Annotated in this window: 28 protein-coding genes; 24 read left to right on the top strand and 4 right to left on the bottom strand. The window is 66.5% G+C overall.

Annotation, left to right across the window (positions count from 1 at the left end; all coding sequences use genetic code 11):
* Positions 1-14: 14 nt before the first annotated feature.
* The 3 genes from fliP to AC07WS_RS18295 are packed head-to-tail and all read right to left on the bottom strand — an operon-like array spanning position 15 to position 2,036.
* A complete protein-coding gene (gene fliP / locus AC07WS_RS18285) occupies positions 15-785 on the bottom strand; it encodes a flagellar type III secretion system pore protein FliP (RefSeq protein ID WP_161093166.1) in 771 nt (256 codons plus the stop codon).
* Positions 782-1,153, bottom strand: coding sequence for a FliM/FliN family flagellar motor switch protein (locus tag AC07WS_RS18290; protein WP_175001393.1), 372 nt, complete (start codon positions 1,151-1,153; stop codon positions 782-784). Before AC07WS_RS18290 ends, fliP begins: the two co-directional genes overlap by 4 nt.
* A gap of 4 nt (positions 1,154-1,157) precedes the next feature.
* The gene (locus AC07WS_RS18295) at positions 1,158-2,036 is read right to left on the bottom strand and encodes a FliM/FliN family flagellar motor switch protein (RefSeq protein WP_494730451.1); all 879 of its coding nucleotides are present in this window, start codon (positions 2,034-2,036) and stop codon (positions 1,158-1,160) included.
* 591 nt (positions 2,037-2,627) lie between these two features.
* Here AC07WS_RS18295 and fliE point away from each other — a divergent pair.
* The 17 genes from fliE to AC07WS_RS18380 all read left to right on the top strand — a co-directional run bounded on the left by fliE (position 2,628) and on the right by AC07WS_RS18380 (position 16,809).
* Positions 2,628-2,972 carry a flagellar hook-basal body complex protein FliE gene (fliE, locus tag AC07WS_RS18300; protein WP_494730452.1) on the top strand — a complete coding sequence of 115 codons (345 nt, stop codon included), beginning with the start codon at positions 2,628-2,630 and terminating at the stop codon, positions 2,970-2,972.
* Between the two features lie 21 nt (positions 2,973-2,993).
* Entirely contained in the window at positions 2,994-4,763 is a 1,770-nt protein-coding gene (fliF, locus tag AC07WS_RS18305; protein WP_494730453.1) for a flagellar basal-body MS-ring/collar protein FliF, read from the top strand.
* Positions 4,747-5,793, top strand: a complete 1,047-nt coding sequence (locus tag AC07WS_RS18310) for a flagellar motor switch protein FliG (RefSeq protein ID WP_494730454.1) — start codon at positions 4,747-4,749, stop codon at positions 5,791-5,793. The genes fliF and AC07WS_RS18310 overlap by 17 nt, the downstream gene beginning before the upstream one ends.
* Positions 5,790-6,500, top strand: coding sequence for a flagellar assembly protein FliH (gene fliH, locus AC07WS_RS18315; protein WP_494730455.1), 711 nt, complete (start codon positions 5,790-5,792; stop codon positions 6,498-6,500). Before AC07WS_RS18310 ends, fliH begins: the two co-directional genes overlap by 4 nt.
* Positions 6,497-7,807 carry a flagellar protein export ATPase FliI gene (gene fliI, locus AC07WS_RS18320; RefSeq protein WP_494730456.1) on the top strand — a complete coding sequence of 437 codons (1,311 nt, stop codon included), beginning with the start codon at positions 6,497-6,499 and terminating at the stop codon, positions 7,805-7,807. The genes fliH and fliI overlap by 4 nt, the downstream gene beginning before the upstream one ends.
* The gene (fliJ, locus tag AC07WS_RS18325; protein WP_494730457.1) at positions 7,804-8,235 is read left to right on the top strand and encodes a flagellar export protein FliJ; all 432 of its coding nucleotides are present in this window, start codon (positions 7,804-7,806) and stop codon (positions 8,233-8,235) included. The genes fliI and fliJ overlap by 4 nt, the downstream gene beginning before the upstream one ends.
* 100 nt (positions 8,236-8,335) lie before the next feature.
* A complete protein-coding gene (fliD, locus tag AC07WS_RS18330) occupies positions 8,336-9,748 on the top strand; it encodes a flagellar filament capping protein FliD (protein WP_494730458.1) in 1,413 nt (470 codons plus the stop codon).
* Positions 9,749-9,780: 32 nt separating this feature from the next.
* Entirely contained in the window at positions 9,781-10,170 is a 390-nt protein-coding gene (gene fliS / locus AC07WS_RS18335) for a flagellar export chaperone FliS (RefSeq protein WP_494730459.1), read from the top strand.
* Between the two features lie 31 nt (positions 10,171-10,201).
* Entirely contained in the window at positions 10,202-10,480 is a 279-nt protein-coding gene (locus AC07WS_RS18340; protein WP_494730460.1) for a hypothetical protein, read from the top strand.
* A complete protein-coding gene (locus AC07WS_RS18345; RefSeq protein WP_494730461.1) occupies positions 10,477-12,027 on the top strand; it encodes a flagellar hook-length control protein FliK in 1,551 nt (516 codons plus the stop codon). Before AC07WS_RS18340 ends, AC07WS_RS18345 begins: the two co-directional genes overlap by 4 nt.
* Positions 12,028-12,034: 7 nt before the next feature.
* Positions 12,035-12,523, top strand: coding sequence for a flagellar basal body-associated FliL family protein (locus AC07WS_RS18350; protein WP_494730462.1), 489 nt, complete (start codon positions 12,035-12,037; stop codon positions 12,521-12,523).
* A gap of 45 nt (positions 12,524-12,568) precedes the next feature.
* Positions 12,569-13,306 carry a FliA/WhiG family RNA polymerase sigma factor gene (locus AC07WS_RS18355; protein ID WP_494730463.1) on the top strand — a complete coding sequence of 246 codons (738 nt, stop codon included), beginning with the start codon at positions 12,569-12,571 and terminating at the stop codon, positions 13,304-13,306.
* A gap of 53 nt (positions 13,307-13,359) precedes the next feature.
* Positions 13,360-14,280 (top strand): flagellar motor stator protein MotA, encoded by a 921-nt coding sequence (motA, locus tag AC07WS_RS18360; RefSeq protein WP_117011420.1) that lies wholly within the window; start codon positions 13,360-13,362, stop codon positions 14,278-14,280.
* A complete protein-coding gene (locus AC07WS_RS18365; RefSeq protein WP_161098006.1) occupies positions 14,264-15,286 on the top strand; it encodes a flagellar motor protein MotB in 1,023 nt (340 codons plus the stop codon). The genes motA and AC07WS_RS18365 overlap by 17 nt, the downstream gene beginning before the upstream one ends.
* A gap of 38 nt (positions 15,287-15,324) precedes the next feature.
* The gene (gene flgM, locus AC07WS_RS18370; protein WP_494730464.1) at positions 15,325-15,600 is read left to right on the top strand and encodes a flagellar biosynthesis anti-sigma factor FlgM; all 276 of its coding nucleotides are present in this window, start codon (positions 15,325-15,327) and stop codon (positions 15,598-15,600) included.
* Positions 15,597-16,049 (top strand): flagellar export chaperone FlgN, encoded by a 453-nt coding sequence (flgN, locus tag AC07WS_RS18375; protein ID WP_494730465.1) that lies wholly within the window; start codon positions 15,597-15,599, stop codon positions 16,047-16,049. Before flgM ends, flgN begins: the two co-directional genes overlap by 4 nt.
* Positions 16,036-16,809 carry a glycoside hydrolase family 73 protein gene (locus AC07WS_RS18380; protein WP_494730466.1) on the top strand — a complete coding sequence of 258 codons (774 nt, stop codon included), beginning with the start codon at positions 16,036-16,038 and terminating at the stop codon, positions 16,807-16,809. The genes flgN and AC07WS_RS18380 overlap by 14 nt, the downstream gene beginning before the upstream one ends.
* Here AC07WS_RS18380 and flgA read toward each other — a convergent pair.
* Positions 16,790-17,503 (bottom strand): flagellar basal body P-ring formation chaperone FlgA, encoded by a 714-nt coding sequence (gene flgA, locus AC07WS_RS18385; protein WP_494730467.1) that lies wholly within the window; start codon positions 17,501-17,503, stop codon positions 16,790-16,792. The genes AC07WS_RS18380 and flgA overlap by 20 nt on opposite strands.
* 173 nt (positions 17,504-17,676) lie before the next feature.
* On the opposite strand from flgA, the gene flgB reads away from it, so the two are divergent.
* The 7 genes from flgB to flgH are packed head-to-tail and all read left to right on the top strand — an operon-like array spanning position 17,677 to position 22,655.
* Positions 17,677-18,039, top strand: coding sequence for a flagellar basal body rod protein FlgB (flgB, locus tag AC07WS_RS18390; protein WP_494730468.1), 363 nt, complete (start codon positions 17,677-17,679; stop codon positions 18,037-18,039).
* Between the two features lie 10 nt (positions 18,040-18,049).
* Positions 18,050-18,472 (top strand): flagellar basal body rod protein FlgC, encoded by a 423-nt coding sequence (gene flgC / locus AC07WS_RS18395; protein WP_494730469.1) that lies wholly within the window; start codon positions 18,050-18,052, stop codon positions 18,470-18,472.
* Positions 18,473-18,475: 3 nt separating this feature from the next.
* Entirely contained in the window at positions 18,476-19,162 is a 687-nt protein-coding gene (locus tag AC07WS_RS18400; RefSeq protein ID WP_494730470.1) for a flagellar hook capping FlgD N-terminal domain-containing protein, read from the top strand.
* 14 nt (positions 19,163-19,176) lie between these two features.
* Positions 19,177-20,412, top strand: a complete 1,236-nt coding sequence (locus tag AC07WS_RS18405; protein WP_494730471.1) for a flagellar hook protein FlgE — start codon at positions 19,177-19,179, stop codon at positions 20,410-20,412.
* Between the two features lie 14 nt (positions 20,413-20,426).
* Positions 20,427-21,152: a flagellar basal-body rod protein FlgF gene (flgF, locus tag AC07WS_RS18410; RefSeq protein WP_494730472.1), complete on the top strand. Its 726-nt coding sequence runs from the start codon at positions 20,427-20,429 to the stop codon at positions 21,150-21,152.
* Positions 21,153-21,183: 31 nt separating this feature from the next.
* Positions 21,184-21,975: a flagellar basal-body rod protein FlgG gene (gene flgG, locus AC07WS_RS18415; RefSeq protein ID WP_175041667.1), complete on the top strand. Its 792-nt coding sequence runs from the start codon at positions 21,184-21,186 to the stop codon at positions 21,973-21,975.
* Positions 21,975-22,655 carry a flagellar basal body L-ring protein FlgH gene (gene flgH, locus AC07WS_RS18420; RefSeq protein WP_494730473.1) on the top strand — a complete coding sequence of 227 codons (681 nt, stop codon included), beginning with the start codon at positions 21,975-21,977 and terminating at the stop codon, positions 22,653-22,655. The genes flgG and flgH overlap by 1 nt, the downstream gene beginning before the upstream one ends.
* The last annotated feature ends 28 nt before the right edge of the window (positions 22,656-22,683 follow it).

Here is a 22,683-nt window from a genome sequence, read left to right on the forward strand (position 1 = left end):
GCCGCCTATCGTTTTCAGTACGCCTGCACGCTGGTCACGAGCGTGTTGACGGTCAGGGTCCAGCCGTCCACCAGCACAAACAGCAGCAGCTTGAACGGCAATGAAATCACCAGCGGCGACAGCATCATCATGCCCATCGCCATCAGCACCGACGACACCACCAGGTCGATCACCAGGAAGGGAATGAACAGCATGCAGCCGATCTGGAACGCGGTCTTCAACTCCGACAGCACGAACGCGGCCAGCTTGACGGTGAAGGCGTGCTGCGACGGCTCGGTGATCTTGTCCTCGCCGGCCAGGTGGGCGATCTGCTGCAGCGCGGCCTTGCTGGTCTGGGCGAGCATGAAGCGCGCCACCGGCTTCTCGGCGATCTGCAGCGCGGTCTCCAGGCCGATCTTGTCCTGGTCGTAGGGCACGAAGGCGTCCTTCCATATCTGGTCGCCGATCGGGCGCATCACCAGCAGGGTCAGGATCAGCGCCACGCCGGTGATGATGCGGTTGGGCAGGCCCTGCTGCAGCCCCAGCGCCTGGCGCAGCAGCGACAGCACGATGACGAAGCGGGTGAAGCTGGTCATCATCATCACCATCACCGGGAGCAAGCCCAGCAAGGTCATGATGATCAGGATCTGGGTCTTGACCGTCAGCTCGGTTTTCGCGCCGGGCACCACGTTGGCCAGCAGGTCGACCGCGTGCGCGGGACCGGCGGCGCACAGGGCCAGGCCGGCTAAGCCGGCCAAGCCAGTCAGGCCGGCCAGGCGGCGGCGCGGCGTCATGCTCCAGGTCATGGAGTCATCATGTCGAGATTGAGGCCGTCCAGGTCGATCACTTTAAGGCCGTAGTTCTCGCCCGCCACCACCACCTCGGCGCGGCCGATGGCGGTGCCGTTGACCTTGATCACCAGCGGCTCGCCGGCCAGCACGTCGAGCTCGACCACGCTGTCCGGGCCGATCGCCATCAGGTCCTGCAGCGAAATGCGGGCCGAACCCACCTCCAGCGTCAGCGTCACGGGGATCTTGCGCATCATGGCCGGCAGGTCGCGCCGCACCGGCGTGGCCGGCACGTCGGTCAGCTCGGTGCCGACCTGGTCGATGATCATTTCTTCGGACAGGTCTTCCAACAGGGCGTCGCTAGGGTTGGCTACGTTCATGTTCATCATGTTATTCGGCGTCTTCAAAAGAGGTTAAACAGAGTTTGCCTTTGTGTTCGGTCACGGCGGCCGTGAAGATGCGGGAATCTTCCAGCAGCACGTCCGCTCTGTTCAGGCTGATCGGGATCACGTCGCCGACCTGTAAATCGTAGAGGCTGCCCAGCGGCACTTCCTTGCTGGCCAGGCGGCCGACCAGGCCCACCTGCAGGCGCTGCGCCAGCGGCGCGACGGCCTTGGCCTTCTTGCCGGCGTCGCGGTCGCGCAGCAGGCCGCGCAGCACGCTGGCCATCAGCACCTTGTCCAGCGCGAACCAGTACTTGCCGGTGGCGCCGCTGGCGATGTCGGCCAGCGTGACGGTGATGATCCAGCTGCCCTTGGGCGGATGGGAGCCGGGGGCCGGCTTGAATTCGCTGTCGGCCACCTCCGGCTCGCCTTCGGCCGGGGCCGGCTTGTCCAGCACCGGCAGGTTCAGCTCGATGCGGCCGGCCAGGGTGCCGGCCAACTGTTGTCCCAGCACCACTGCCAGGCGCTCCTCGGTGGCGGTGACCCGCACCGTGTTCTCGTCCAGCGCGGCGGCGTCGGCCTTGCCGCTGCCGTAGCGGAAGTTCAGCACGCTCAGCAGCACCTTGCGCTCCAGCGAGAAGGCGATGTGGCCGGCCGGCGCGGCAAAGCTGAGCCAGCGGCTGCGGATCTCGTCGCCCTCGAGCCGGCTGAACGCCACGTCCTCGACCTGGAAACCGCCCCAGTAGCGGCGGTTCATGTTCAGCCGCATGGCCTGGGACAGGTCGTCGCGCAGCTGGGCGGCAAAGATGTGCAGCAAGTGCACCGGCCGCCCCAGCAGGCATGGGTCCAGAACTTGAGGTGGCGCTGTCTGTTTAGTCGTTGTCATGTTTTCGCCATGTCGGAAATTCTTCGCTACGTCGCCATCATCGCACTATCCAGCTAAAAACTGGTTACTTCCAGCGCACTATTTGGGGAATATTACCTATCGTAACTTAAAGTCATGCGATGTCGGTAGCACAGGATACATCAAAATTCACATTATTTCCAACCAACAATATTTTACGAGTAATTCCTTGTGGCAAATAAGCCTTTACAAGAATATTGCTAGCCAGTAAGCTTAACCCGCTCCAGTCGTTTGACGCTGCTCTGCAACACACATGAATAAATGGCGCTTAGTGAATGATTTATAACGATATTTGCCACAGGAAAACAGTCTGCGCCGCGTGGCGGCGGTACGGCGCCCAGCTTCGCTCCTATGTGTCGTCAATTGTGACTTCCACTCCACCGCGGCACCACAGTCCCGCTCCGGATCGGCATCCATACGCTGCCTTTCTTACAAGACTGTGACATACACATCGATATGTCGTTTGATTGAGAACAGCTACCCACAGATAAACAACGCGGGACTTGCTGCTTTCTGGCAATCTGGCTATGGTAGACATATGGGACTAACGTTGCATGAACGGGAGATAGCAAGATGAGTAACGGAATCTCTAACCTGATACAAGCCGACCTCGCGTCGCTCACCAACGCGGCGCAGAACCTGGCCACCCAGACCGTGGCCCCGGCCGCCCAGTACGGCGCCGGCGACGCCCAGCCCGCCTTCTCCTTCGCCCAGTCGATGAAGGACGCGGTCCACAAGGTCAACGATGCCGACGCCAACGCTGCCCAGCAGATGTCCGATGTCGACGCCGGCAAGAGCGACGACCTGGTCGGCGCCATGCTGTCGAGCCAGGAAGCCAGCCTGTCCTTCTCGATGTTGATGCAAGTGCGCAACAAAGTGATGGGCGCCGTGGACGAACTCATCAAATTACCGCTGTAAGTCTTCGCGAAAGCCACCAACGTGATCAACCCCATCAAGTCCGCCTTCGAGCGCTGGCGCGCCAGCCCCGTCGCGCTGTCCCTGCCGCCCAACCTGCTGAAAAACCTGTACCCGCTGCTGTTGCTGGCGATAGGCGTGACCGCCATGGTGCTGATGTACCTGTGGAACGTGCAGGCGGGCTACAAGCCGGTGTTCGGCGCGCACGAGAAGGTCGCCGCCGCCGACATGATGACCGTGCTCGACGCCGACCACATCCCCTACCGCCTGCATCCCGACAGCGGCCAGGTGCTGGTGCCCAACTCCATGCTGGGCAAGGTGCGCATGCTGCTGGCCGCCAAGGGCGTGACCGCCCAGCTGCCGGCCGGCCTGGAGCTGATGGACAAGAACGACCCGCTGGGCGTGTCCCAGTTCGTGCAGGACGTGCGCTTCCGCCGCGGCCTGGAGGGCGAGCTGGCGCAATCGATCATGACGCTGGACGCCATCGCCCACGCGCGCGTGCACCTGTCGATCGCCAAGTCGACCTCCTTCGTGTCGTCCGACGGCGAGAAGTCGTCGGCCTCGGTGGTGCTGGCGCTGAAACCCGGCCACACGATGGCGCCGGAGGCGATCGCCGCCGTGGTGAACATGGTGGCCGGCAGCGTCGCCAGCCTGAGCCCGCAGCGCGTGAGCGTGGTCGACCAGGCCGGCAACCTGCTGTCCTCGCACGTCGACCTGGCCGACGGCTTCGACGCCGGCGCCGCCAGCAACGAGAACGGCAAGCGCATCCAAGACGAGGTCAAGGCCAACGTCCGCAACCTGCTGGGCCCGGTCATCGGCGACGACAACTTCCGCATGAGCGTGATGGCCGTGGTCGACAACGACAAGGTCGAGGAGACGGTGGAGAAATACGGCGCCGATCCGAAAGTCACCAGCGAGGCGATGCGCGAGGAGATGGACCGCAACCGCGTGGCGCAGGGCGTGCCGGGCACGCTGTCTAACCGTCCGCCGCCGGCCAACGCCAATCCGGCCGACGCCGCCAAGCCGGCCGCCGCCAACGATCCCAACAACCCGGCCGACGGCACCGCGCGCAAGAACGCCACCACCCGCCAGTACGCCTACGACCGCAGCATCACCCAGACCAAGCGCAGCCGTGGCCGCCTGGAGAAGCTGAGCGTGGCCGTGGTGCTGGCCCAGGCCGCCTCGCCCACGCCCAAGACCGGCTGGAGCGCCAACGAAATCGCCAACATCGACAAGATCCTGCGCAACGGCCTGGGCATCAACACCGAGCGCGGCGACCAGCTGGTGGTGTCGGCCATGAACTTCCCGCCGAAAGCGGCGATGACCCCATGGTGGCAGGAACGCGACAACGTGGTCGACATCAGCTCCTACGTGATGTACGCGGTTGGCATCATCCTCGGCTACCTGCTGCTGCTGCGTCCGCTGATGCGCCTGGCCACGGTGCGCTTCACGCCGGCGCCGCAGGAACTGGCGCGCATCGCCGCCGAGCGCCGCGCCGCCGAGCAGGCCGCCGTGGCGGCCGCCAAGGAAGCCAAGGAGGCAGCCGCCGCGGCAGCGCCGGCACTGGCCGGCCAGGGCGCGCCGGGCACGCCGGGCGCGGCCCCTGCCCTGCCGGGCGCCACCGTCCAGCCGGGCATGCCGGTGGTGCCGCTGCTGGAAAACTACGACCTGCCGCCGCCAGGCTCGGCCGTCGACGTCATGGTCGACCACCTGAAAGTGCTGGCCGCCAAAGAACCGGAACGTGTCGCCGAAGTCGTCAAACAATGGATGCAGAAAAATGGCCGAACTCAATAACATGCAGAACGACGAAGACTACGGCAACGCAGTCCACAACGCCCAGCTGTCGCCGGTGGAGCAGGCTGCCATCGTGCTGCTGAGCATAGGCGAGGAGCCGGCCGCGGCCGTGCTGCGCTGCCTGTCGCGCGAGGAATTGCTGGAGGTGACCCAGGTCATGTCGCGCATGAGCGGCATCAAGGTCGAGTCCGTCAAGACCGCGATGCAGACCTTCTTCGACGACTACCGCCAGCAGTCCGGCGTGCACGGCGCCTCGCGCAGCTACCTGAAGCGCTCGCTGGACCTGGCGCTGGGCGGCGACCTCGCCAACACCGTGCTCAACAACATCTACGGCGACGAGCTGCGGCCCAAGATGGCGCGCCTGCAGTGGGCCTCGCCCAAGTGGCTGGCCGAGTACATCTCCAACGAGCACGTGCAGATGCAGGCGGTGTTCCTGGCCTTCCTGCCGCCGGCGCTGGCCGGCCAGATCATCGACGCGCTGCCGGCCGACGGCCGCGACCTGGTGCTGCTGAACCTGGCGCGCATGGAGGAAGTCGACCGCGACCTGCTGCTCGAACTCGACGAGCTGGTGATGCGCTGCCTGTCCTCCTTCGATTCGCAGAGCACCAGCGTGGAAGGCATACGCCAGGCCGCCGAGATCCTCAACCGCCTGCCGAGCAACCGCGCGCAGATGGTCGAGCTGCTGCGCGCCCACGATCCGGAGGTGGTGTCCAAGATCGAGCTGTCGATGTACGACTTCTTCATCCTCGGCAACCAGTCCGAGGTGGCGATCACCCGCATCATCGAGGAAGTGCCGCTGGAGCAGTGGGCGATCGCGCTCAAGGGCGCCGAAGTGTCGATCCGCGACGCCATCCTCAAGACCATGCCGAAACGCCAGGCGCAAGCCTTCGAGGACATGATGCGGCGCGCCGGCCCGATGCCGCTGTCGCGCATCGAGCAGACCCGCCAGGAAATCATGGCCACCGTCAAGGCGCTGGCCGACGTCGGCGAGATCGAGATCCAGCTGTTCGCCGAACAGGTGATCGAATGAAGCAGTTCCGCGCTTACCGCTTCCCGCCGCTGGCGCAGTTCACCAACCTGGCGCACCAGCGCGCCGTGGCGCACAGCCACAGCCAGAGCGGCGACGGCGGCGCGCAGTGGGCCGCCTCGGTCAGCGAGGGCTTCGAACAGGGCCAGCGCGACGGTTACGAGATCGGCCTGGCGCGCGGCCAGGAGGACGGCTTCGAGGCCGGCCGCGCGTCCGGCCAGGAGCAAGGCCGCGAGGAAGGCCGCCACGAAACCCTGGTGGCCTACGACCAGATGGCGCGCCCGGTGGACGCCATGCTGAAAAGCCTGAAAAAACTGCGTTCCGACTACCGCGCCGCCCAGCGCAAGGAAGTGGTCGACCTGGTGGCCAAGGTGGCGCGCCAGGTGATCCGCGCCGAGCTGGCGCTGCAGCCGGTGCAGCTGATGGCCCTGGTCGAGGAGACGCTGGCGTCGATGCCGCCCACCCGCGAGGAGATCGACGTCTTCCTCAATCCGGAGGAGCTCAAGCGCATCGCCGAGCTGGACCCGAAACGCTCCAAGCGCTGGAACCTGATCCCGGACGCCCGCCTGGAAGTGGGCGAATGCCGCATCAAGGCCGGCGACAATGAAGTTGATGCCGGATGTCATCAACGTCTTGCGGCTGTCATGGAACAGGTCGATAATCAACTTCAAGCCGCCGACGGCGGCGATGAACCGGAGATCGAAGAGTGATCGCTGACGCCTTACGCAATCTCGAACTGGGTTCCGTGCCCATGGCGACCCCGACCGGTCGCCTGGTGGGGGCGTCCGGTTTGCTGCTGGAGGCGGTCGGTTGTCCCTTGCACACCGGCCAGCGTTGCCAGATTGAGACAGTCGGCGGCGAATGGCTGGACGCGCAGGTGGTGGGTTTCCGCGACAAGCTGTCGTTCCTGATGCCGTTCAAGAAGGCCATCGGCCTGACCACCGGCGCGCGCGTGCTGCCGTCCAACGAAAAAGTGAGCCTGCAGATAGGCTCGAGCTGGCTGGGCCGCATGGTCAACGGCCTGGGCGAGCCGATCGACGGCCTGGGCAAGCTGTCCGGCGACTTCCCGCTCGAACCGCTGCCGCCGCGCATCCATCCGCTGAAGAAAAAACCGGTCACCGAGGCGCTCGACGTCGGCGTGCGCGCCATCAACGCCATGCTGACCCTGGGCAAGGGCCAGCGCGTGGGCCTGATGGCCGGCTCCGGCGTCGGCAAGTCCGTGCTGCTGGGCCTGATGACCCGGCAGACCGTGGCCGACGTGGTGGTGGTCGGCCTGATCGGCGAACGTTCGCGCGAGGTGCGCGAATTCGTCGAAATGTCGCTCGGCAAGGACGGCCTGTCGAAAGCCGTGCTGGTGATCGCGCCGGCCGACGAAAGCCCGCTGATGCGCATCATGGCCACCGAGCTGTGCCACTCGATCGCGGCCCACTACCGCGACCAGGGCAAGAACGTGCTGCTGCTGGTCGATTCGCTGACCCGCTACGCGATGGCGCTGCGCGAGGTGGCGCTGGCGCTGGGCGAGCCGCCGGCCACCAAGGGTTATCCGCCGTCGGTGTTCTCGGCGCTGCCGCAGCTGATCGAATCGGCAGGCAACGGCGAGAACCAGAACGGCAGCATGAGCGCGATCTACACCGTGCTGGCCGAGGGCGACGACCAGCAGGACCCGGTGGTCGACACCGCCCGCGCCGTGCTCGACGGGCACATCGTGCTGACCCGCGAATTGGCCGAGCGCGGCCACTACCCGGCGATCGACATCGGCGCCTCGATCAGCCGCTGCATGAGCCAGGTCATCACCCACGAACACCTGCTGGCGGCGCGCGCGCTCAAGGCCAGCATGGCACGCCACGACCGCGTGCGCGACCTGATCCCGCTGGGCGCCTACGTGCCGGGCGCCGACCCGGTCACCGACAAGGCGGTGCAGCTGCACCCCAAGGTCGAGGATTTCCTGTGCCAGGGCACCAAGGAAGAAGCGCCCTTCGCACCGTGCATCAACCAACTTGAAAAGCTGATGACATGAGCCAACACAACATCCGTAACCTGTCCACGCTCGTGGCCCTGCGCAACACCGAGGTGGAGCGCCTGCAAACCGAGCTGGCGGAGAAGGAAAGCCTGCGGGAACGTTATCAGAAAAACCTGGAGCGTCTGACCGGGCTGTACACCAACAGCGGTCCCAGCGGCAACCTGCATCCTGCGCTGGCCGGCAACTGCGGCGACTACAAGCAGGCCGTGATGCAGATGGCCGACAACCACCGGCTCGACCTGCACATGCACGAGGCCGACATGGCCGTGTCGCAGCAGGCGCTCAACGCGGCCTGGGCCAAGCGCGAGGTGCTGGGCAAGGTGCTCAGCAAGCAGCAAAAAGTGGTGCTGGCCCAGCAAAATGTGCAGGAACGCAAGCAACATGATGAATTGGCAACGCAACTATGGATACGCGGCCAGAAATAAGGCTGTGGCGAAAAAATAGTTAGAAATATTTTCATAGGGAAACGATTAAGGTCGCCTTATATCAGGGTACACTTCAATCATCCTTACCGGGAGCACGATCATGGCAGTCATCAGCAGTCCAACTTACGACCCGCAAACCACGGCAACCAACCTGGCCAATGCGTATGTGGCGCCGACCAAGGCCAATCTGGACGCCCGTAACGCCAAGGCGACCGCCACCGTCTCCGCCCTCACCACGCTGGGCAGCGCGCTGAGCGCCTTCCAGTCGTCGATGCAGGCGCTGGTGACCGGCACCAGCGCCGTCAGCGCCGCCGCCGCCACCAGCAGCAACACCGCGATCGCCACCGGCACCGCCAGCGCCAACGCCGCGGCCGGCACCTACGCCTTCTACGTCGAGCAGCTGGCCACCGCCGGCCAGGTGTCGTACAACGTCAACGACAGCGCCGCCACCAACGCCGGCTCGCTGAAGGTGATGCTGGCCGACGGCTCCAACTTCCAGGTCGACCTGGCCAACGCCGACAGCAATATGGACGGCAAGCTGTCGGCCAAGGAGATCGCCGCCGCGATCAACGTGGCCGCCACCAACAGTTCCCGCGTCACCGCCTCGACCATGACGGTCAACGGCCAGACCAAGCTGGTGATGACCTCGAACCAGACCGGCGCCAACAACGCCGTGGCGTCGATCGACGTGTCCGGCCTGGCCGACGCCGGCCTGCAGTCCGACCTGTCGACCCAAAAAGTCGAGTCCGTGGCCAAGGACGCCATCGTCTGGATGGGCGACCAGAACACCGGCACCAAGATCACCCAGGCTTCCAACACCTTCACCGCCATCGACAACGTCAAGTTCACCATCAAGCAGGCGCAGACGCCGGGCGCGACGCCGGTGCAGCTGACCATCGGCCCCGACAGCACCACCACCGCCGCCAACGTGCAGGCCTTCGTCGACGCCTACAACAAGCTGCTGGGCGTGCTCCAGGCGGTGACCGCGCCGGGCGACCACACCCCCACCTCGCCCACCGACAGCACGCCGCGCTCGCAGGACGCCGCGCTGTACAACGATTCCGGCGTGGCCGCGCTGCGCGCCGCGCTGGGCTCGACGCTGCGCGCCGTCACCGGCGGCAAGTCGCTGATCAGCTTTGGCATCACCGCCGCGCGCGACGGCACCTTGACGCTGGACGCCACCCGCCTGCAGAAGACCGTGGCCGCCGATCCGGGCAAGATCGACACGCTGTTCGGCCGCGCCGGCCTGGGCGTGGACGCCGGCGTGCTGGGCAAGATGAACAAGCTGGTGACCACCTGGACCAACTCCGCCACCGGCCTGATCAGCGGCCGCAAAACCGCCGCCACCAAGGTGCAGGACGACGTCGCCAAGCGCCAGGTGGCGCTGCAGACCCAGTTCGACAATTCCTACAAGCGCTACCTGGCCCAGTTCAGCGCGCTGCAGCAGCTGCAGGCGTCGATGACCAGCACGTCGAATATGTTTACGGCGATGTTCTCGCCAAGCAGCAATTAAGTTAACGAACCACAACCAGTACGGTGAACACCATGTTGAACCAGGAAGCTTACAGCAGTTATCACTCCACCAATCTGGACGCCCAGGTGGCACGGGCGTCGCCGATCGAACTGGTGCTGGTGCTGACCGACGGCTTGCTCGAAGAGCTGGCGCGCGCGCGCGGCCACATCGTCGGCAAGCGCTACGAGCTCAAGGCCAACAGCCTGAACAAGTGCACCGACATCATCAACGGTCTGTCCAGTTCGCTTGACTTCGACAACGGCGGCGAGGTGGTGGAAAACCTCGGCCGCCTGTACGACTACTGCGCCGGCCGCCTGTACACGGCCGGCGTCAGCCTGGACCCGACCATCATCGACGAAGTGACGACGTTGCTGACCACCATCAAAAAGGGCTGGCTGGGTGTACAGGCCAAAAATGGATAGGCAACGCACTTTGCTGCAGATGGCGCAAAAAATGAGCGCCGCCATCGCGTCCCAGGACTGGAAGACGCTGGCGGCGATGAACACGTTGATGGCCACCGCGCTGCCGCAGATGGCGGCGCAGGGCCAGTGGAGCAGCAGCGAGCGGGCCGCCCTGGCGGCGCTGCGCGAGCTCCACGAAGAAGCAGTACGCGCATGCAACGCCGCCACTGAAGAGCTGGGACGGCGCCTGCACGAGATGCAGGCCAACAAAGAAGGCTGGCTGGCATATGCCCTAGACAGCGAACAGTTAGAAACCGGAATCCAAGCATGACCATGACACTCTCCAGCGCCACGGCCGCGGCAAAAGCCGCGAAAGCCGAACTGACCGCTCCGGTGGCCGCCAATCCCGGCGGCCGCGACAGCATGCCGACGCCGCTGCCCGGTCATAACGCCGGCGCCAGCCCGGTCGGCCGGGTTCCGCCCAAGGCGCCGCCGCAGGGCGGCAACAACAAACCCCAGCTGGTCAGCGCCCAGCCCAAGCCGGCCCAAACGACGCGCAGCGCCGTCCCGGCCAGCCAGAACGATCCGGTCAGCCATCCGGCCCGCGACGCCGCCGAGCCCGCCGCCGACGAGGCCCAGGGCGGCGCGCCGCTGTTTGCCCAGCTGCTGCAACTGGCCGATCCGCTGGCGTCCGACACCGCATGGACCCCGGCCGCCAGCGGCGCCGACAGTGCGGCCGGCGCCGACGACGGCACCGATACAGCCGCCGCCCCCGCCGCCGATACGCTGGTGCCGGCCATGCTGGGTGCGCTGCTGAATAATCCCGCGCCGCTGCCCGTGGCGCCCGCCGGCCCGAGCACCACCGGCACCGCCGGCCCCGTGCGCACCGATGCGGTGGGCGCCACCTCGACCCTGAACAGCGCCGCCACCCGCCTGAACCTGTCGGCCGCCGGCGTGGCCGTCACTGCGGCGCCGCTGCCGTCCGCGCCGGCGCCGTCGAGCGACGACGCCGCCGTCACCGCCGCCGTGCCGACGCCGACGCCGGCGCCCGCCACCGCCACGCCGGTGGTCACGCCGCAAAACATTTACGCCATGGCCAACAGCGCCGCGCTGGGCGCGCAAGTCCAGCAGAGCCAGTCGGACACGCCGGCCCCGGCCGCCGGTCCCGCTCCGGCCGCGCCCGCCGCCAGCCCGGTCCCTGCCCCGGCCGCCGCGCCGGTGCTGACCGCCGCCTTCACGCCGGTCCTGCCGCGCGTGGCGCCGCGCAGCGCCGATGCCGCCCCGGCCGCCAGCGATGCCAGCGACTACAGCGCCGCCAGCGCCACCGCAGCCGTCGCGTCCGCAGCCAAGGACGACAGCGTCGGCCGCAGCAGCGCGCCCGCGCCCGCCCCGGTCGGCAACAGCGTCGGCTTCAGCCAGAATCCGCAGAGCGCCACGCCGGCCCCGGCCGCCGTGGTCAAGCTGGCCGGCGCGCCGGAACAGTGGCAGCAGCCGCTGCGCGAAGCGCTGGGCGACCGCCTGCAAGTGCAGCTGCAACGCAATAACGACCACGCCGTGATCCGGCTGGAGCCGCCCAATATGGGCAGCATCGAAATTTCGATCCGCCACAGCGGCGGCTCGCTGCAGGTGAACCTGAGCGCCAACCACAGCGAGGTGCTGCGCCAGCTCAACACCATCGGCGACAGCGTGCGCCAGGACTTGTCGACCCGCCAGTATGCCGACGTCTCGGTCACGGTCTCGTCCTCGCGCGCCCAGGCCCAGGCCGACAGCGGCGGGCGCAACGGCCAGCAGCGCGACCAGGACGAGGGCCGCACGCCGGGCCGCGCCCTGTCCGACGACGACACGACCACCTTTGCCATGACGTCCGAGCGGGAGTAATCAGTAGATGAAGAACATGAAAATGATCATAACGCTGGTGCTGGTGGCCGTGGTCGGCGCAGCGGTGGCCGGCGGCGCAGTCTGGTACATGTCGAAAGGCAAAGAGGAGCCGGCGGTCACGGCCGACGGCAAGCCGGCCAAGAAGCCGGTCAAGAAGGAAGAAAAGGAAGACAAGTCGGCGCCGAAATACCTGACGGTGGATAAGGTGGTCATCATGCTCAAGCGCCAGCCCGGCGACACGCTGTCGCACTACATGTCGGCCGACCTGGTGATCACCACCAGCGAAAAGAAAGAGAAGGAAGCCAAGGAACAATTGCCGATGTTGCGCAGCGTGGCGGTGCGCACGCTGTCCAACCTGCCGATGGCCACCGCGCAAGTGATGACCATCGACCAGTTCGCGGCCGAGCTGAACAAAGCCTTCGACGCCACCTATGAGCACGAGGGCCGGGAAAAACCCTTTTCCGAAGTCATGATTGGCAAGCTGATCATTGAGTAGGTTGCGGCAAGCATGAAAACGAGTGGTGCGACCAGTGGAGCGGGCATGGCCTATCTAGAGCAATATGCGGACGCTTACGCCGAAAATTATGGCGAGCCCGGCGGTACGCCGGCCGCGCACAGCGTGGCCGACGAGCAGAAACACCTGCTGTCCTACGCCCCGCTGGTCAAGCGCATCGTGCGCCAGCTCAATTCGCAGATCGCCGGCGCCATCGACCGCGACGACATGGAACAGATCGGCCTGATGGGCTTGCTGGAGGCGCTGCGCCGCTACGGCGAACCCGACGCCGCCTTCGGCAGCTACGCCAGCCTGCGGGTGCGCGGCGCCATCCTCGACGAACTGCGGCGCCAGGACTGGCGCCCGCGCGCGGTGCGCCAGCAAAGCCACAAGCTGCGCGACGCCGTGCGCGCGCTGACCCGCACCCTGGGCCACGAACCGAGCGAGCAGGAAATCATGAGCGGCCTGAACCTGACATCGGAAGCCTACCAGGCCTACCAGCTCGACGAGAACGCCGAGCTGATCGCCAGCTTCGACGAGGTGCTGCAGGACAGCGTCAGCCACGACAGCGCGCCCAGCCCGGAAGACCAGCTGGTGGTGCGGCGCAGCCTGGAGCAGGCGCTGCGCGGCCTCGACGAGCGCGAGCAGCGGGTGGTGCAGATGTATTACGAATTCGAGCTCAGCTACAAGGAAATCGCCGCCGTGCTGGACCTGACCGACGCCCGCGTCTGTCAGCTCAACAAGGCGGCGCTGGGCAAGATGAAGGCAGTATTGCAAAGCGCCTGATCCAGAGCGGGCGCAAGCAAGATTAGAAAAATGACGCGGAAAGGCGAATCATCATGCAGCAAATAGTCGGCATCCTCATAGTTTTAGGCAGTGTTTTCGGTGGCTTCTTCATGATGGGCGGCGCCTTCCATCAGATCTGGCAACCGATCGAGCTGATCGTGATTGCCGGCGCCGGCTTCGGCGCGCTGGTGATCGGCAACCCCAGCCACGTGCTGAAGGAGGCGGTCACCCAGATCAAGAAGATCGTGTTCCGCAAAAAATACGACTCCGAGTTCCAGCGCCAGTTGCTGCTGCTGATGTACGAGCTGCTGCAACTGGCCGCCGGCGGCCTCAAGGCGCTCGACGCCCACGTCGAGGCGCCCAAGGACAGCCCGCTGTTCCAGCGCTACCCGCGCGTGCTGGAGGAGCCCAAGCTGCTCGCCTTCATCGTCGACAACTTCCGCCTGATGGCCATGGGCAAGATCAACGCCCACGAGCTCGAAGGCGTGCTGGAGCAGGAACTGGAGGCCATCCACACCGAGCTCGAGCAGCCGGCCAAGTCGCTGGCCAAGATCGGCGAGGCGATGCCGGGCTTCGGTATTCTGGCCGCCGTGCTGGGCATCGTGATCACCATGAACACCGTCAGCGAGGGCGCGACCTCGGGCGAGATCGCCGAGCACGTCGGCGCGGCCATGGTCGGCACCTTCATCGGCATCTTCTTCTGCTACGGCATCCTCGACCCGATCTCCAGCATGATGAAGCAGCTGGTCAACCAGGAAGCGTCGAACAAGGAAACCGTCAAGGTGGTGCTGGTGACGCACGTGGCCGGCAAGCCGCCGCTGCTGGCGATCGACGCCGGCCGCCGCCTGGTCCAGCTCAACATCAAGCCGAGCTTCGCCCAGCTGGAACGCTGGATCAACGACCTGGAAGGCCGCGACAGCGCGCCGGCCGAGGACAGCTCGCGCAGAGGAGGCCGCGGTGCTAAAGTCGCATGACAAGGGCCATGAGCAAACCATCGTCAAGCGCGGCGGTGGCAAGCACAAGCACGACGACCACGGCGGCGCCTGGAAGGTGGCCTTCGCGGACTTCTGCCTGGCGCTGATGTGCTTGTTCCTGGTGCTGTGGCTGATGGCGGCCCGCAACTTCGAGTCGCTCGAGCAGATCCTGACCGAGGCGGACGGCGCCAAGACCGACCAGGGCAAGGGCGTCATGCCCGAGCAGGTGGGCGGCCCGCGCGGCAGCCTGATCGACCGCTTCCCGATGCCGCACACCGGCAGCACCGAGGAGCCGGGCGACGCCAAGGCCAAGGGCGAGGCCCACACCAAGGTCACCGGCGAGGCCGAGCCGGTGGTCGAGACGCCCAAGATCAAGTACGACAGCCCGAGCGACCTGGCGGCGCTGTCCAAGGCGCTGACCAAGATGAGCGCCGAGGCCGGCCTGACCAGCAACCTGGAATCGGTGATCACGCCCTACGGCCTGCGCGTGATGCTGCACGACACCGACCACCAGGGCATGTTCATGCGCGGCTCGGCCGTGCCGACCGACAAGTTCCGCGCCCTGCTGCGCAAGATGGGCCCGCTGTTCCGGCAGATGGAGAACCAGATGCTGATCGTCGGCCACACCGACTCGCTGCAGTACGCCGACCGCAGCTACGCGGCCTTCTCCAACTGGACGCTGTCGGCCAACCGCGCCATGTCGGCCCGCTCGCAGCTGCTGGCCGGCACCATGAACCCGGAATCGGTGCTGCAGGTGGTGGGCATGGCCGACCGCGCGCCGCTCGACACCAAGCGCGCCGACGCCGGCGTCAACCGCCGCATCGAATTGCTGATCCTGACCACGGCGCAGGCCAAGTCGATCGCCACCATGTTCGGCATGCCGGAGGGCAGCAGCGCGCTGACCGAGGATGTCGACACGGCGCTGCCCGACGCCACCCTGCTGGAAAAACTGCGCAGCAAGCTCGGCGGCGACAGCCCGCTGCGCGACCCGCGCCGCCACAAATAATACGACGTATGGAAACCAAGCCAACCCGAGGCACACGTATGAGAATCTCCACAGGAAGTCCCGACGGCGTCGCCGTCCAGCGCGTGGCGGAAGCGGCCCCGGCCGAAGCCGCCGAGGCGCTCGCGCCGGCGGCCGCGCAGGCGCCGCTGCAATCGGCGGTGATGCAGCCGGCGCTGCAGGCGATGCGCGAGATGCCGGAAATCGACCAGGAAAAAGTCGACCAGCTGCGCGACGCGCTGGCCAAGGGCGAGCTGCCGTTCGACCCGGCCAAGCTAGCCGGCCTGATCCAGCGCTTCCACGGGAGCGAGAAGTGAGCGATGCCGCAAGCCCGACGTCCGCCCCGGCCTCGCGCCAGGACGCCATGCGCCAGCTGCTGGCCGGCGTCGCCGACGACCTGCTGGCCTACGCCGGGCTGCGCGCCCTGCTGGACCAGCAATTCGACGCCGCCGTGCGCCACCAGGGGCCGCAGCTGACCGCCGTGGCCGAGGCCATTTCCGCGCTGGTGGACGTGATGCAGGCGCGCCGCACGCAGCGCGTGGCGCTGGTACAACGCTTATTGGGGCCCGACGGCACCATGTTGCAGGCTTTTGCCTTGCTGAAAAATTCGGCACGGGAGAGAATGGAGAACGACTGGACCACCCTGGAACAGATGGTTATCGAATGCAAGCGTCTGGGCAAGCGCAATAGCGACTTGCTGGTAGAACAGTACAGCATCATGCAGCGCGTGCTGCATGGCGAGGAGCAGATTTATGCACCAGCTTGACCGGATGCAATCGACCGCACCCACGGCTGCCACCGTATCGAACATGAGCGCCAGCCGCCCCACCGCGGCGCTGGGCGGCATGGCGTCGCCGGGGGCGTTCGCCTCCACTTTCCAGCAAGTCCAGCACGACCTCAGCGCCTTCATCGCCCAGGGCGGCGGCTTCGGCTCCCCCGCCCCGGCCGCCCATGGCGCCAATGGCGCCACGCCGGCCATGAACCTGCAGGCCATGGCGCTGCGCCACCAGGGCGCCGGCGCCATCGACGGCGGCGTCGATCCCGCACTGCAGCAGCAATTCCTGGCCTCGATCAAGCCCTGGGCCGAGGAGACCGCCGGCAAGCTGGGCGTCTCGCCCGACATCGTCGCCGCCCACGCGGCGCTGGAATCGGGCTGGGGCCGCAATCCGCTGCGCCAGGGCGGCGCCGACAGCAACAACCTGTTCGGCATCAAGGCCGGCGGCGGCTGGCAAGGCGCGGTGGCGGCCGCCAGCACCACCGAATTCGAACACGGCGCCATGCTCAAGAAGGTCGAGCGCTTCCGCAGCTATCCCGACACCGCCAGCGCCTTCCGCGACTACGCCGATCTGCTGACCGGCAACCCGCGCTACCAGGCCGCGCTCAACACCGGCAGCGACGCCCGCGCCTTCGCGCACGGCCTGGCGCAGGGCGGCTACGCCACCGATCCGAACTACGCGGACAAACTCAGCAAACTGGCGGCGCAGCTGCAACGCGCCGGCGGCAAGCTCACTGCGTCGGGGAATTAGTGGACACGGGCATATCGACCGGCTCCACCGTCGCCGCGCCCGTCACCCGGGCGCGGATCACGGTGCCGTTGGCGTTGCGCACCCGCACCAGCGTGCCGCGCGCGCCGCTGTCGAGCGCCTCGCCGGCCATGCTGACCTCGATCTGCTCGCGCCTGGCCACGATGCGCACCGCGTCGCCGCGCTTGACCACGGTGGGCTCGCTCAGCAAGGCCATCCGCAACACCTCGCCGCTGCGCAGCGCGCGCCGCCCGGCCAGCCCCACCACCTCCTGCGGATCGGACACGCTGTCGGCCAGGCCGGAGATATCGTGGCGCTCAAGCAACACGTCCTCGTCGGTCAATACTTTCCCCGATGGCACATCGCTTGCCATGACGGCAATGCGCGCCGAGATCTGCGTGCGCACCACGAACTCGTACCGCCAGCCTTCCGCGCCGGCGCAGACGGCGGCGAAACGCATGCGGCTGGGCAGCCGCGTATCGAGCGCTTCGACCGTCACAGCCTGTCTGCATGCGGCCAGCGGCCTGCTGCCGCGCACGACGGTCAGCTCGAATTTCGGCTCCACCAGGCCGCTGCTGTCGGCCCAGCGCTGCACATGGGTGCGCGCGGCCGCCTCCACCGCCAGCGGCACCTGTTCGGCGGCGGTCGGCGCGGACGCGGAAAAAGCCGGAGAAAATGGAGTGCAAAACAGCAACATTGCACTCAAAGCGGTTACAATACTTTTGTTGAACATGGGCAATACCTCTACTATGATGCCGGGAGCCGGAACGTCTTGGGTGCATGCCGCACCCGGGCGCCATTCTACCCCGGCGCCGGCGGTTTTCACTCATGCAACATCGTTTTACAGCAATGCTTACACAGGGGAAGAACATGGCGATTAATTTCAAAGATGCGGTGGGCGTGCACGCCGACGCGCTGCACCTGCGGGCCGAGCGCACGCGCATCCTGGCCTCCAACATCGCCAACGAGAACACGCCCGGCTTCCAGGCGCGCGACATGGACTTCGCCGCCACGCTGGCCAACACCCAGGCCGAGGCCGGCGGCGACATCGGCGGCGACGACGATGCCGCCATGATGTACCGCGTGCCCTTCCACCCGACCCGCGACGGCAACACCGTCGAGATCGGCGTCGAGCAGGCGGCGTTCTCGCAGAACGCCTCGGACTTCCAGACCAGCCTGACCTTCGTCAACATGAGCCTCAAGGGCCTGGCCAAGGCCATCAACGGTCAATAAGGAGCGCCACATGTCCTTCAAGAATATTTCAGAGATCGCCGGCTCGGCCATGGCCGCCCAGTCGGTGCGCCTCAATACCATCGCCAGCAACCTGGCCAACGCCGATTCCGTGGCCGGCACCGAAGCCGACACCTACCGCGCCCGCAAGCCGGTGTTCGCGGCCGTCATGGCCGACAACTTCAACGACATGGGCAACAGCGGCGGCAAGGTGCAGGTGCTGGACGTGGTCGAATCGAACGAGCCGCTGCGCAAGGTCTACGAGCCCGGCCATCCGATGGCCAACGCCGACGGCATGGTGTTCTACCCCAACGTCAACCAGGTGGCCGAGATGACCGACATGATGTCGGCCTCGCGCGCCTTCGAGACCAATGTCGAAGTGCTGGGCCGTATCCGCACGATGCAGCAATCCCTCCTCAAACTCGGTGAAGGTTAAGCCATGACAGTCAGTCTCCTCAACAACGGCAGCAGCACCAATGCCCCCGCCACCGGCAGCAGCATCACCGGCAACAGCGCCAGCGCGACCTCGGACATGTTCACCAAGCTGTTGGTGGCGCAGATCAAGAACCAGGACCCGCTGTCGCCCACCGATCCGGCCCAGTTCGTCCAGCAGCTGACCCAGCTGTCGCAGACCGAGTCGCTGCAGAACCTGTCCACGCTGACCAGTTCCAACGCCAGCGTGCTGCAAAGCATGCAGGTGCTGGCGCTCGGCGCCCAGGTTGGTTCGGATGTCATGGCCGAGACCGGCACGCTGAACACCGACGGCAAGACCAAGGTCAGCGGCCAGATGACGCTGGCGGCCACCAGCTCCAACACCCGCGTGGTGCTGACCGGCAGCGACGGCACCAAGCACAACGTCACGCTGGGCGTGGCGGCGGCCGGCACCGTGCCGTTCACCATCGACCCCACCGCGCTGGGTCTGCCGGCCGGCAGCTACACCATGACGGTCGAGACCAGCACCAAGGAAAACCCGCCGATCGACCTGCAGGGCCGCCTCAACAGCGTGCGCCTGTCCTCGTCCGGCAGCGTCGTACTGAACATCGGCAACATCGGCGAAGTCGCGCCGACCGCCATCACCGCTTTCAACGGTAAATCCTCCGCTTCTGCCACCCAATCTAGTCTCTAAGGAAGGTATCCATCATGAGTTTCGATATCGCATTGTCTGGCATCCAGGCCATCAACGAAGCGCTGGACGTTACCAGCCACAACATCGCCAACGCCGGCACCTACGGCTTCAAGTCGTCGCGCGCCAACTTCTCGTCGCTGGTGGCGGGCGACCAGCCGACCGGCGTCATGGTCGGCTCGCACACGCAAAGCATCAACCAGCAGGGCGGCATCCTCAACACCGGCCGCTCGCTGGACGCCTCGATCAACGGCCGCGGCTTCTTCGTCTCGCGCGACGTCAACACCGGCGTCACGCAGTTTAGCCGCGTGGGCATCTTCAGCGGCTCCAAGGACGGCTATGTGGTCGACGCTTCCGGCCGCCGCGTGCAGGGCAACGTCATCACGCCAGGCACCACGGTCAAGGGCGCCCAGGGCGACCTGAAGATCCCGACCGGCGCCATCCCGGCCGTGATGACGCAGAAAATGAACTACGTCGGCAACCTGTCGGCCGACTGGACCGTGCCGGCCGTGGCCTTCGACCCGACCATCGCCACCCCGGCCACCCCGCCCGACCCGGCCTCATTCAACATGGCCAAGGCCACCGTGATCTACGACACGCTGGGCGGCCAGCACACGCTGACCCAGTATTTCTCGCGCGCCAACGCCACCGACGTGACCGTCAACTACCTGGTCGACGGCCTGCCGTCCGGCTCCTCGACCACCATCGTGACCGACGCCAACGGCCAGATGACCACCCCGGCCGCGTCGCCGGACAACGGCACCTTCGCGGTCGACCTGACCGGCTTCACGCTGGCCAACGGCGCCAAGCTCGGCTCGATCGCGCTGAACTACACCGGCACCACCGGCTTTGCCGGCGAAGCGACCACCGCCACCAACAACGCCAACGGCTACGCCTCCGGCACCTACCAGGGCATCGACCTGGGCGACGACGGCTCGATCATCGCCAAGTACACCAACGGCCAGAAGCAACCGATCGGCATGCTGTCGCTGGCCACCTTCGCCGACGAGGGCTCGCTGACCGCGGTCAGCGACACCAGCTGGATCGAGTCGGTGGCTTCCGGCCAGCCCAACATCGACAATCCCGGCGTCGGCATGAACGGCACGCTCACCGTGGCCTCGCTGGAGCAGTCCAACGTCGACATCACCTCCGAGCTGGTCGGCCTGATGACGTCGCAGCGCAACTACCAGGCCAACTCCAAGGTCATCCAGACCGAGAGCACCATGCTGCAATCGCTGATGCAAGCCATCTAAGGACAAGCTGACCCATGGATGCGCTGATCTACACCGCCATGAGCGGGGCCGAACGGGCCCTGCGCGGCCAGCAGGTACACGCCAACAACCTGGCGAACATCGAAACCGGCGGCTTCCGCGCCAATATGGAGCTGTCGGCGGCGCAGGCGGTCAACGGCTACGGCTACGACGACCGCCACATGTCGCAGCTGCAGGCCAACGCGGTGTCGACCCGCCAGGGCACGCTCAAGGCCACCGGCCGCGACCTGGACGTGGCCATCTCCGGCAACGGCTACTTCGCGGTGCAGGGCCCGACCGGCGAGGCCTACACCCGCGCCGGCGCGATGACGCTCGACGAGACCGGCACGCTCAAGATCAACGGCAACGTGGTGCTGGGCGAAGGCGGCCCGATCACCCTGCCCGAGTACAGCAAGATCGCGGTCGGCGCCGACGGCACGGTGTCGATCCAGAGCCCCGGCACCACCACCATGCAGACCATCGACAAGCTCAAGCTGGTCAAGGCCGAAGCGTCGGAGCTGACCAAGAACGAGGCCGGCCTGCTGGTGGCGCGCAGCGGCCAGCCGCTGGCCACCGACGCCACCGTGGTGGTCAAGCCCGGCCACCTGGAAGGCAGCAATGTCTCGGCGGTGGAGGAAATGGTCGCCACCATGAGCTTGAACCGTACCTTCGAGATCCAGATGAAGTTGTTCAAGGCCAGCGATTCGATGGCCGAAACCGGTAACCGCCTGATCGGCGGCTGAGCCGGTCCACGTTACACACAAGGGAGAAATCATGAATCCAGCAATGTGGATCAGCAAAACCGGCGTGCAGGCGCAGGACGAAAAACTGCAAGCCATCGCCAACAACCTGGCCAACGCCAACACCGTCGGCTTCAAGCGCGACCGCGTGGTGTTCGAGGACCTGTTCTATTCGATCGAACAGCAGCCCGGCACCCAGCGCGCCGACAACAACACGCTGGCGCCGTCCGGCGTCCAGCTGGGCAACGGCGTGCACATGGTGGGCACGCAAAAAGTGTTCAGCCAGGGTTCGCTGCAGACCACCGGCAACCAGCTCGACGTGGCGGTGATGGGCAACGGTTTCCTGTCGGTGCGCCAGCCCAACGGCGAGACCGCCTACACCCGCGCCGGCCAGCTGCAGGTCGACGCCAACGGCATCCTGGTCAACGCCCACGGCCTGCCGCTGATCCCGCAGATCACCATCCCGGCCAACGCCACCTCGCTGACCATCGGCGAGGACGGCGTGGTCTCGGCCACGCTGGCCGGCAACACCACCGCCAGCCAATTGGGCCAGCTGACCCTGACCAGCTTCATCAACCCGACCGGCCTGTTGGCCCTGGGCGAGAACCTGTTTGCCGAGACGCCGTCCAGCGGCACGCCGACCGACGGCAAGCCGGGCGACGCCCAGTGGGGCAAGCTCAAGCAGGGCACGCTGGAGGGTTCGAACGTGCAGGTGGTCGAGGAGATGGTCGACATGATCGCCGCCCAGCGCACCTACGAGATGAACACCAAGGTGCTGTCGGCCGCCGACAACATGCTGCAGTACCTGTCGCAGGCCGCGCGATAATGAAAGCCGTCCGTTCCACCCAGGCCGGCGCGCTGTGCGTGCTGGCCGCGCTGCTGGCCGGCTGCGCCGCGCTGCAGCCGCCGCCGGTGCGGCCCGGCCCGTCCGACGAGCCGCCCACCGTGTCGCGCGTGATCGGCCCGAAAGGCACGTCGGGCGGCGTCTACAGCCCCGACCTGGGCCTGTCGCTGACCTCGGACAGCCGCGCCTTCCGCGTCGGCGACGTGGTCACCGTCAACCTGCAGGAAACCACGCAGGCCAGCAAGAAGGCCGGCACCAGCTACTCCAAGAATTCGGCCGACAACATCGTCGCCCCCAACCTGCTGGGCAAGACCTTCGGCAAGGGCGCGGTCGGCCTCGGCGCCTCCAACACCTTCGCCGGCGACGCCACCAGCACCCAGCAGAACGCGCTGACCGGCGCCATCACCGTGATCGTGCAGGAAGTGCTGCCCAACGGCCTGCTGCGCGTGTCCGGCGAAAAGACCCTGACCCTGAACCAGGGCGAGGAATTCGTCCGCCTGCGCGGCTACCTGCGCGCGGCCGACATCGACGCCGACAACCAGGTGTCGTCGCTGCGCATCGCCAACGCCCGCATCGCCTACTCGGCGCAGGGCACGCTGGCCGACACGCAGTCGGCCGGCTGGCTGTCGCGCTTCTTCAACGGTCCGCTGATGCCGTTCTGACCGGCCGTAGTTTTTGATAGGTGAACCC

Source organism: Duganella sp. GW821-FHT01E12 (assembly GCF_059422325.1).